This window comes from Rhodococcus sp. (in: high G+C Gram-positive bacteria), from assembly GCF_049286785.1.
Classification (GTDB): Bacteria; Actinomycetota; Actinomycetes; order Mycobacteriales; family Mycobacteriaceae; genus Rhodococcus_F.
Map to the genome: position 1 here is coordinate 1 of NZ_JBAQEO010000447.1, position 10,082 is coordinate 10,082.

Annotated in this window: 10 protein-coding genes; 6 read left to right on the forward strand and 4 right to left on the reverse strand. The window is 67.3% G+C overall.

Going from position 1 to position 10,082, the window contains the following annotated elements; translation table 11 throughout:
* The 6 genes from WAW17_RS16245 to WAW17_RS16270 all read left to right on the forward strand — a co-directional run.
* Nucleotides 1-378, forward strand: a 378-nt coding sequence (locus WAW17_RS16245) for a hypothetical protein (protein WP_422333978.1), incomplete at its 5' end; no start/stop codon positions are given.
* 16 nt (nt 379-394) lie between these two features.
* On the forward strand, nt 395-958 hold the full coding sequence (locus tag WAW17_RS16250) for a twin-arginine translocation pathway signal (RefSeq protein ID WP_422333979.1): 564 nt from the start codon (nt 395-397) through the stop codon (nt 956-958).
* Nucleotides 959-981: 23 nt separating this feature from the next.
* Nucleotides 982-1,428 carry a hypothetical protein gene (locus tag WAW17_RS16255; protein ID WP_422333980.1) on the forward strand — a complete coding sequence of 149 codons (447 nt, stop codon included), beginning with the start codon at nt 982-984 and terminating at the stop codon, nt 1,426-1,428.
* 87 nt (nt 1,429-1,515) lie between these two features.
* Nucleotides 1,516-2,691 carry an acyl-CoA dehydrogenase family protein gene (locus WAW17_RS16260; RefSeq protein ID WP_422333981.1) on the forward strand — a complete coding sequence of 392 codons (1,176 nt, stop codon included), beginning with the start codon at nt 1,516-1,518 and terminating at the stop codon, nt 2,689-2,691.
* 9 nt (nt 2,692-2,700) lie between these two features.
* Nucleotides 2,701-3,828, forward strand: coding sequence for an acyl-CoA dehydrogenase family protein (locus WAW17_RS16265; RefSeq protein WP_422333982.1), 1,128 nt, complete (start codon nt 2,701-2,703; stop codon nt 3,826-3,828).
* Nucleotides 3,829-3,968: 140 nt separating this feature from the next.
* The gene (locus WAW17_RS16270; RefSeq protein WP_422333983.1) at nt 3,969-4,193 is read left to right on the forward strand and encodes a hypothetical protein; all 225 of its coding nucleotides are present in this window, start codon (nt 3,969-3,971) and stop codon (nt 4,191-4,193) included.
* Nucleotides 4,194-4,209: 16 nt separating this feature from the next.
* Here WAW17_RS16270 and WAW17_RS16275 read toward each other — a convergent pair whose 3' ends face one another.
* From WAW17_RS16275 to WAW17_RS16290, 4 genes are all read right to left on the reverse strand, one after another.
* Nucleotides 4,210-5,304: a VWA domain-containing protein gene (locus WAW17_RS16275; protein ID WP_422333987.1), complete on the reverse strand. Its 1,095-nt coding sequence runs from the start codon at nt 5,302-5,304 to the stop codon at nt 4,210-4,212.
* Nucleotides 5,305-5,386: 82 nt separating this feature from the next.
* The gene (locus WAW17_RS16280; protein WP_422333984.1) at nt 5,387-7,576 is read right to left on the reverse strand and encodes a DUF5682 family protein; all 2,190 of its coding nucleotides are present in this window, start codon (nt 7,574-7,576) and stop codon (nt 5,387-5,389) included.
* Nucleotides 7,576-8,679, reverse strand: coding sequence for an ATP-binding protein (locus WAW17_RS16285; RefSeq protein WP_422333985.1), 1,104 nt, complete (start codon nt 8,677-8,679; stop codon nt 7,576-7,578). The genes WAW17_RS16280 and WAW17_RS16285 overlap by 1 nt, the downstream gene beginning before the upstream one ends.
* Nucleotides 8,676-10,082: DUF5691 domain-containing protein (locus WAW17_RS16290; protein ID WP_422333986.1), on the reverse strand; the 1,407-nt coding region annotated here is incomplete at its 5' end. The genes WAW17_RS16285 and WAW17_RS16290, both read right to left, overlap by 4 nt.

Here is a 10,082-nt window from a genome sequence, read left to right on the forward strand (position 1 = left end):
CATTGGAAGTCCGAACGCGACGTACGCGAGCGGACGGAGATCCTCGACGCGGCCCGGCAGGGTGTCGTCGATCTGACGACCATGAACTTCGAGGAGGCGGAGCAGGACGTGCAGCGAGTTCTCGACGGATCCGCAGGTGAGTTCCACGACGAGTTCGAGGCGCGCTCGAAGGATCTGATCGCGGTCATGCAGGAAGCGAAAGTGCAGTCCGAAGGCGAGGTCACGCAGGCGGCGATCGAGAACCAGGGTGGTGATTCCGCCGACGTACTCGTGGCGGTGGCGCAGAAGGTCTCCAACGCCGGTGGTGCCGTGGAGGAACCTCGGGGTCAGCGCATGCGCGTCACGGTGCAACTCAGGACGGGCAGTACAAGATCGTGAAGGCAGGGTTCGTGCAGTGAGTACAGAGCAAGCAGCAACCTCGGAAGAAATGTCCGCTTCCGGACAGCCGGCCTCCGCAACCGGTACCAGCACTCGGAAGCCGCGGCGAACCGTGCTGATTCTGGGAGCGGCCACCGTCGCCGCGGCGGTGCTCGCCGCGGCCCTGTACGTCACGATGTACCGGCCCGATCAGAAGGTCGACGACACCGTGCGGGCCACGGTGGAAGACACGGCGGCGCAGGGCGCGGTGGCGCTTCTGTCGTACAAGCCGGATACCGTGCAGGACGACGTGGGTGGCGCGCAGAGCCGCCTGACAGGCGATTTCCTGGACTACTACACGCAATTCACGAATGAGGTCGTGGTACCCGCAGCGCAGGAGAGTCAGGTGGCGACCCAGGCCTCGGTGATCGCGTCGGGTGTGGTGGATGTGCAGGCCGAGTCAGCCACGGTGTTGTTGTTCGTGAATCAGACGACGACCACTGCGGCAACGCCGGAACCGGCGACCACCGCCACGAGCATCAACGTGCAGCTCGTCAGGTCCGGCGACCAGTGGCTGATCTCCGGCTTCGATCCGGTCTAGACCCGCGGGTAGCGTTGGCCCGCGTGAGCACTCTTCGAGAGGTAGGCGACCGCGAGTCGTGGCGTTGCTGGTTGTGCGACGAACCGGTCGATCCCGATATGTCGGTGAACGACCCCCGTGGCCCCAGCATAGACAGTGTCTATGCCGCGAAGAAGGGCGCCAAGGCGAAGGGCGGCGCGGAGCGATTGGCCCACCGCGCGTGCAATACCAAGAAGGGTGCGGTCAAGCCGGTCGTGCCATGGCCGGACCGGCTGTTCGTCGTGGATCCTGCACCCATCATCGGAGTGGTCGATCAGCTCGGACGGAAGGGTGGGCGCGTCGCGGTGGCGCGGTGCCCCGACCGGCGGGATGCCGAGGAAGCGTCGGCGTGGCTGGTCGACCGGCTGTCGCGGCTGGCTCCGGATCTGCGGGTGGAAGCTCAGATCGATGCCGCTGGCGGCGCTTTCCTGCTCGTCCTCCGCACGCTGTGAGTGACGCCGAAATCGTGGTGTGCCCCCGGCGAGGAGGGTACCGTCGCTCACGAACATGAATCTGGTCTCGAGTGCGAAGGAATCCCGATGAATCTGGCTTTGACCGAAGAGGAACTCGCGTTCCGCGACGACATGCGGTCGTTCTTCACCACGCAGGTTCCGGCCGAGATTCGGGAACGGTACGCTCGCGGCGAGGAGATCGGGCGCGACGGTTTCATCGAGTGCCAGCGCATCCTCAACGCCCACGGAATGGCGGTACCGCACTGGCCCGTCGAGTGGGGCGGCCGCGACTGGACGCCGGTGCAGAAGCACATCTGGCTCGACGAGATGCAGATGGCGTCCGTGCCCGAGCCGCTGCCGTTCAACACCGGCATGGTCGGCCCCGTCATCGCCGCCTTCGGGTCGCAGGAACAGAAGGAAAAGTTCCTTCCGCCCACCGCCAACCTCGACATCTGGTGGTGCCAGGGGTTTTCTGAGCCGGAGGCCGGATCCGACCTGGCGTCGCTGAAGACTCGGGCCATCCGGGACGGCGACGACTACGTCATCAACGGTCAGAAGACGTGGACCACGCTGGCCCAGCACGCCGACTGGATCTTCTGCCTGGTCCGGACCAACCCGGACGCGCCGAAGAGGCAGGCGGGCATCTCCTTCATCCTCGTCGACATGAAGACACCGGGCGTCACGGTGCGGCCCATCAAGCTGATCGACGGCGGATACGAGGTCAACGAGGTGTTTCTCGATGACGTCCGCGTGCCGGCGGCCAACCTGGTGGGCGAGGAGAACCAGGGCTGGAGTTATGCCAAGTTCCTTCTCGGGAACGAGCGCACCGGGGTCACCCGGCTGGGATTCTCCAAGGTTCGACTTGCGCAGGCCAAGGAACGTGCCGCCGAGATCAAGGTCGGGGAGGGAACCCTTCTCGACGACCCGCTGTTCGCGGCCCGCATCGCCGAACTCGAGAACGAGATCGTTGCGTTGGAGTTGACACAGTTGCGGGTGGTCGCGAGCTCGGCCGACGGCAAGCCGAATCCGGCGTCGTCACTCCTGAAGCTGCGCGGCTCCGAATTGCAGCAGGCCACCCTCGAACTGCTCACCGATGTGGCGGGATCCGACTCGCTGCCCTTCGCGGCGGGCAACGACATCGATTCGCCGCTTTGGGCGCAGCGGGCCGCTGCGACATATCTGAACTATCGCAAGGTTTCCATCTACAGCGGGTCGAGCGAAGTGCAGCGCAGCATCATCGCCTCCTCGATTCTCGGATTGTGAGGGCGTGCCATGGATTTCGAACTGAACGACGAGCAGAAGCTGTTGCGCGACACCGCCCGTGACCTGCTCTCTCGCAGTTACGACGCGGAGAAGCGCAATGCCGTCACCGCGACGGAACAGGGCTGGAGTTCCCAGGTGTGGAAGCAGCTCGCGGAGGTGGGTCTGCTGGGGCTGAGCTTCGCGGAAGAGGACGGCGGGATGGGCGCCGGTCCGGTCGAGGTTGCGGCGGTGATGACCGAGATCGGTCGCCGTCTCGCACCCGAACCCGTGCTCGACGCCGTACTGATCCCTGGTGGTCTCGTTGTCGAGAACGGCAGCGCAGAGCAGCGCAGACGGATCCTTCCGGAGGTCTGCGAGGGCAACATGCTGCTCGCGTTCGCTCACCGGGAGCCGGGAGTGCGGTGGCCGTCCACCGAGGTGTCCACCACCGCGGCGCGGGACGGCGACTCCTGGACGCTGATCGGAACGAAGAATCCGGTTCTCCACGGTGGCAGTGCCCACACGATCGTCGTGTCGGCTGCACTCCCGGAGGGTGGCGTCGGGCTGTTTCTCGTCGACGCCGAGGCGACCGGACTCAGCCGCACGTCCTACTCCACCCACGACGGTCTGCGGGGAGCGCAGGTGGACTTCTCGGACACACCCGCCGAGCCGCTCGGCGAGGGCGGCGACGCGTCGCGGGCGATCGAGACCGCGCAGATCCGGGCACAGGCCGCCCTCTGTGCGGAGGCGGTCGGTGCGATGGAGGAGGCGCTGCGCCTGACCACCGAGTACCTGAAGACTCGCAAGCAGTTCGGCGTCCCCATCGCCAAATTCCAGGCCCTCACCCACCGTGCGGCGGACCTGTACGTGTTGCTGGAACTGGCCCGCAGTATGAGCCTCTACGCCACGATGTCGCTGGCCGACGGCACTGTGGACCCCGTCGTGGCGTCGCGGGCCAAGCTGCAGATCGGCCGTTCGGCGAGGAAGATCGGTCAGGAAGCCATCCAGATGCACGGCGGCATCGGCATGACCGCCGAGTACCCGGTGGGTCATTACGTGAGCAGGCTGACGGCCATCGAGCACACCCTCGGTGGCACCGACGACCACCTGCGCGTACTGGCGTCCTCGATGTCGCGAGGACCGGTGGCCCTCATCTAGCCGGGTCTCGGATTGGTATCGGATCGCGCATGTCCGACGTGTCGCGCGAGGACCCCTGGTGTGACGCGGCTAACGTTCTGCGCGCAACACCGTCTTCGAACTCACGGGGGATGCACGTATCTCGGTGAAGGAGCTTTGCCATGGGGTCTGCCGCTGCCAAGACCATTGTGTGGATCAAAACTGTCATGTGGAGCGTGTTCGTCATCGGACTCGTCGGCGCGGGCGTCGGTGTGTCCGAACTGCACGTCCATTGGACCGTGGCGTCGTTGATCGTCGCCTCCGTGTCTGGTCTGATCCTGCTGAGGATCCGTGCCGATGCGCATCCGGAACTCGACGGTGTCGACCGCCGGATTGCTGCCGGCTGAGCGGGACACGCGGCCGTCAGGTCGAGCGGAGGCTGTCGGCCCAGCGGCCGACGTCGCCGCGTTCGAGTGCCACCGCCAGTAGTTCCGGGAACTTGTCGGGCGTGCAGGCGAACGCAGGTATACCCAGCCCGGCCAACGCTGCGGCGTTGTCGTGATCGAACGAGGGGGCACCGTCGTCGGAGAGTGCCAGCAGCACCACCATCTGCACGCCGGCGGCTTTCATCGCGGCCATCCGCCTCAGCATCTCGGTGCGGATGCCGCCCTCGTAAAGATCCGAGATCAGCACGAACAGGGAGCTCTCGGGTCGACGGATCAGTGACTGGCTGTAGGCGATCGCGCGGTTGATGTCCGTGCCCCCGCCCAGTTGCGTGCCGAACAGAACGTCCACCGGGTCGCTCAACTTGTCGGTGAGATCCACCACCGCGGTGTCGAACACGACCAGTGATGTTCGGACGGCGCGGATGGAGGCGAGCACGGCGCCGAACACCGACGCGTAGACGACACTCGAGGCCATCGATCCCGACTGGTCGACGGCAAGGACCACGTCACGCTGCATCGACTGCGATCGGCGCCCGTATCCGATCAGGCGCTCGGGAACAACGGTCTTGTACTCGGGCAGATAGTGCGTGAGATTGGCGCGGATGGTGCGATTCCAATCGACATCGCGCAGTTTCGGATTGGTGGTGCGCGCCACACGGTTCAGAGCGCCGGTCACCGCGGTCGTCGTCTTCTGCGTGATCCGTTTCTCCACCTCTCGGACCACCTTCTCGACCACCCTGCGGGCATCGGCTTTGCTGGATTCGGGCATCACCCGGTTCAAACTCAGCAGGGTGCCGAGGAGGTGGACGTCGGGTTCGACGGCATCGAGCAATTCGGGCTCGAGGAGCAACTGGGTGAGTCCGAGCCGGTCGACGGCGTCTTTCTGCATCACCTGGACGACACTGCTCGGAAAGTACGTGCGGATATCGCCGAGCCAGCGCGCCACCTTGGGTGCGGACCCGCCGAGTCCAGCACTGCGGCGACGGCCTTGCGATCCGTCACCGTCGCTGTCGTAGAGGGCGGACAACGCGCCGTCCATCGCGGTGTCGGACCGGGACGCGAGTCCGCCCATCGAATCGTCGGCGGCATCGCCCAGTACCAGTCGCCAGCGGCGCCGTCGTTCGGCATCCGCAGCTGTAGGCGGGGTCACGGACTCACACTCCCAGAATGTCCGCGACGGTGCGGATCGCGATCGTGCCGCGCCGGGCGTCGACTGCGGTGGGACGCTCGTGGGTGTATCGGCCTTGCACGGACTGCCCGATGGCTTGGCGCTCACCGGCCTCCAGGTCACCGAATGTGCGCCGCAGGAGGGGCAGTACATCGACGAAGTTCTGGGGCCGCAGACCCGACACCCACGCGTCGAGCAGGCGCAGCAGTTCCCGATCGTGGATGAGGAGCACCCCGCCACCTCCGAGGAAGCCGTCCACCCACCCTGCCTTGGCCGCGGGGTCGGCGCCGACGGACAACGCCCGCGACAGGCGGGTGGCGGACTCGGTCTCGCCGATGGTGCCGGCGTCCCGGAGCAGTCGTACCATGCGGCCGATCACCAGACCGTTCACATCGGTGCGGTCGATGAGCCCGGAGAGTGTGCCCAGCCACCGAGCGGACGCACGATCGTTGTCGCGCAGCATCACCGAGGCGTGCACGTCATCGACGGCGCGCCGCACGTCGAGGGCGCTGTCGTCATCGAGACTCGACAGTGCCGACGGGAGGCCCGCGCAGATCCGTACCAGCAGACTGTCGGCAACGCGGGTGAGCGCCGAGACGTCGGTGCCGCGCACGTCTCCGTAGCGCAGGGTGCGGGTGAGGGCGGGCAGTGCGTCCATCAGATGCGTCACGTCGTGGTCGAGTGCGGCCGCGGATTCCAGCGCGTGGGGTAGTTCGACGAGCGCATCGGACAGGTCGGACAGCAGCGATTTCTCGAGCAGCCCGGTGAGCTGGGCGAGGGTTACGCCGGTGGCAGAGGCGTCGTCACGGACCTTCGCGGTGGCGGCCGTCTCGACCGTGGTGCCCCACAGTGACGCCTCGATGATCGCGACGGCGAGGTCGGGCCGCCAGACCAGCGACCACGTCTCGCGGAAGGTACCGGTACCGCGGATCTCGCTCTCGGCGGGCGTCCCCCAGTCGACAGCCAGGATGTTCAACCGGTGGAGGAACCGGGATCGGGCGACGTCGAGATCCTTTCGCAGGTCGAGGTCGATCGTCTTGCCGGTGGCCTGTTGCTTCAGCCGCAGCGTCTTGGACTGCGCGCGTAGGTCGGCATCGAGTGGGACCGTGGGTGCGTCCTCGGGCACGGACCCGAGCGCTTCGCCGACCACGAGCCCGCGGGTGATCAGGTCGAGGAGGACCTCGTCGCCGTCGCACATCACCGCCCGGGTGGCCTCGGTGACCTCGGACAGCCCGGGCAGCGACCGCGACCGCATGGCCGCCAAAGTGTCGGCGAGCCGGACGGATTCGATGACGTGTGCGCTCGACACCGGGAGGTCCTCGTCGCGCAGCACCCGTGCCACCTTGGTGAGCCACCGCGTGATCGGCTTGTCGGGGGTGGTGAAGAGGTGGTGATACCAACCGGGAGAGGTGATTCCGGCGCCATAGCCGGAGGCGGCCGAGAGCCGGGAGTGGGTCCACGGCACCCAGGTCAGCGACGTCTTGATCTTGGGGAGACCCTTGAGGAGGCGGCTGTCGTCGACGGCGGGGCCGAGCGGACCGGCCAGCGCCGGTGCGTGCCAGGCGTCGCACACCACCGCGATCCGCTGGGCGCCCGTCTTCATCGTCTTACGCAGCACCTGACGCATGTATGCCTCGCGCCTGCTCGTCAATTCGTCGAGTTCGACCGTCTCCCGCAGCGCCGACATCGCCTCCGTGATCGCCTCGAAAGTGCCTGTTCCGGAACCGGATTCGATCACCGCATCCCACCACCGCTCGGTGTCGTCGTAGCCGGCGGCTGCGGCGAGCTCGGCCAGCGGATCGTCACGGACGGGCTCGGTCCGGTCGGCGGCGAGCGTGTTCGCGGCGGGCAGGTCGCAGAAACGCACGTCGACACCGTGGCCGACTGCCCAGGACAGTGCCTGCCATTCCGGTGAGAACACCGCGAACGGCCAGAACGCCGCCGTCCCGGGTGCCGTGGTCGCGTACGCCAGCAGCGCCACCGGGGGCTTCACTGCGTCCCCCGCTGTGAGCGGGACCAGCGCATCGGCGTCCGCGGGGCCTTCGATCAGGATGGCGTCGGGGGCGAAGTTCTCGAGGGCGTACCGCACCGATCGCGCCGAACCGGGTCCGTGATGACGGATGCCGAAGACCCGGACGGTGGGCACACGCCCGTCGGTCATCGAGGCATCGGCCATCACCCGCCGACCTCTCGGCACGCCCGATAGAAGTCCGCCCAGTCCTCGCGTTCACGGACGACGGCTTCGAGGTACTCGGTCCACACCACCTTGTCGGCCACCGGGTCCTTCAGCACGGATCCGAGGATCCCGGCTGCCACATCGGATGGCCGCAGGACACCGTCACCGAAATGCGAGGCGAGCGCGAGGCCACTGGTGACCACGGAGATCGCCTCCGCCGTCGACAGCGTCCCGGAGGGTGATTTGAGCTTGGTGCGGCCGTCCCCGGTGACACCGGACCGCAACTCGCGGAACACGGTGACCACTCGGCGGATCTCGTCCACGGTGGCCGGACACGTCGGCAACTCCAGTGAGGCACCGAGTTGTTCGACGCGCCTGGCCACGATGGCCACCTCGTCTTCCTCGTCCGCGGGTAGCGGCAGGACCACCGTGTTGAATCGCCGCCGGAGCGCGGAGGACAGATCGTTGACCCCGCGGTCGCGGTCGTTGGCGGTGGCGATCACGTTGAATCCCTTGACCGCCTGCACCTCGATCCCCAGTTCCGGTACGGGAAGGGTCTTTTCGGACAGCACGGTGATGAGTGCGTCCTGAACGTCGGCCGGGATTCGCGTGAGTTCCTCGATGCGTGCGATTCGGCCGCCTGCCATGGCAGTCATGACGGGGGAGGGCACGAGAGCACCCGTCGTGGGGCCCTCGGCGAGAAGGCGCGCGTAGTTCCAGCCGTACCGGATCGCCTCTTCCGGGGTGCCCGACGTGCCCTGCACCAGCAGCGTCGACTCGCCGGAGACGGCCGCGGCGAGGTGCTCGGACACCCACGTCTTGGCGGTGCCCGGGACGCCGAGCAGGAGCAGTGCGCGGTCGGTGGCCAACGTCGCGACGGCCACCTCGATCAGACGTCGCGGACCCACATACTTGGGGCTGATGACCGTGCCGTCCTCGAGTTCGCCGCCCAGCAGGTACGTGACGACGGCAGCCGGGGACAGCTTCCACGACGGTGGCCGCGGACGCGCGTCCTGTGCAGCCAGGGCGGCGAGTTCGCCGGCGTACTCCTGCTCCGCATGCGGGCGGAGCAGCTGGTGCTGTTCGGCCGTGGTCTCGGTCACTCGAGCTCCTTCAGCAGGCTTCTGCGGTGGTCGATGTGGGCGGCGGCGGCCGTGAATGCCTGCTGCCAGCCGGGGTCGCGGACACGTTCGGCTGCCGCGTGCAGCAGCGGGACCGCGGTGAACGGGAAGTGCGTCTCGGCGCTGCGCAGCGTCGAGTAGTGGCTGTGCCGGGAGAATTGTCCGAGTTCCCTGCCGGATTCGGAATGGCGCCCGGCCACGTCTTCGAGGAGGGCGATCACCCTCTCGGCGAGGCCGAGGGGCCAGGGATGGGGGAGTCCCTCGAGCAGGGCGGTTCCGTCGACCCCGAGGAGGTACGAGTCGGCCTTCCCCGCCTGGATGTAGTCGAGTCGTTCTCGGGCCGGCACGAGTGGAACCACTCGTTTCTCGGTCCTGCGACCTTCCAAGTTCAGAAGTGCGGACGCCCAGCGCCGATTGCGCTGAAGCACCGTCGCATTGGTCCACGCCTCCATCATCACCTCACGCCACTGGTCCTCGATCCGGATCTCCAGAGCCCTGGCGGCGGAACCGATCATGCTCTCCCACACCGACAGGGGAGCGGCGGTGACCACCATCCGTAGCCACCATCTGCGGATTCCCTTGTTCTTGAAGTGGATGTCCTCGATGCCGTCGCGCCGGGCCGAATCATCCAGGGAACCGGGCATGTTCACGACGAGCCGGGTGCGGAGCGGTTTCTTCTCCACCCGCACCCAGGCCCGGGCACGGGCCGCCATACGAGCGGCGAATGCGGACGACGGCAGCTGGCGGAGCAGCTGGACGGCGGACTGTCGTACCTCCTTCCGGCGGTCGTCGAGAGCATGCTCGAGGAGGTCGGCGTCCTCGTTGCCGAGTCCGGTTGCGAGTAGCGCAATGAACGCGGCCCGATGCTCGCCGCGTTCGGAATCCCAGGTGTGGCGCAGGGCGGACAGTGCGGCAGCGGGATCCACCGTGCGCATCCGGGTCAGCCATTGCAGGCGCTCCTGATGCGAACCGTGCCTCCACACGGAGTCGTCGTGATCGGCCTGCCTCGACAGCGTCGACCACTCCGGGTTGCAGGCGGCGAGCCACTGCCCGCGCGGTCCCACCAGGCGCAGAATGTTTTCGCGGTGGGTGTCGTTGACGCGGGCGACGGCCATCAGATCGGCGACGAGGTGATCGGGGGCCCGGTAACCGTGTTCGGCCGCCACGGTGAACCATTCGGTCAGAGTCCATGATTTCGTGGCGAGCAACTGCATCAGATGGGACGCCGCCGCCGGGGGCAGTTGGAGCCGCGGATCGTCCTCGGCGGGTGCGGGCAGCACCTGGGCCGAGGGGGTCGCCCCACCCGCTAGATAGGCGTTCTCGAGGGCGGCCGCTCCGAGCAGTGTCCCGGCGGGATCACCCGAGAGCGACTGCGCTGGTTCGGC

Bases quoted from the DNA above. Each gene is read 5' to 3' on its own strand.
- WAW17_RS16270 (WP_422333983.1), top strand. From the start codon at position 3,969: ATGGGGTCTGCCGCTGCCAAGACCATTGTGTGGATCAAAACTGTCATG.
- WAW17_RS16275 (WP_422333987.1), bottom strand. From the start codon at position 5,304: ATGGGCGGACTCGCGTCCCGGTCCGACACCGCGATGGACGGCGCGTTG.
- WAW17_RS16260 (WP_422333981.1), top strand. From the start codon at position 1,516: ATGAATCTGGCTTTGACCGAAGAGGAACTCGCGTTCCGCGACGACATG.
- WAW17_RS16280 (WP_422333984.1), bottom strand. From the start codon at position 7,576: ATGGCCGATGCCTCGATGACCGACGGGCGTGTGCCCACCGTCCGGGTC.
- WAW17_RS16265 (WP_422333982.1), top strand. From the start codon at position 2,701: ATGGATTTCGAACTGAACGACGAGCAGAAGCTGTTGCGCGACACCGCC.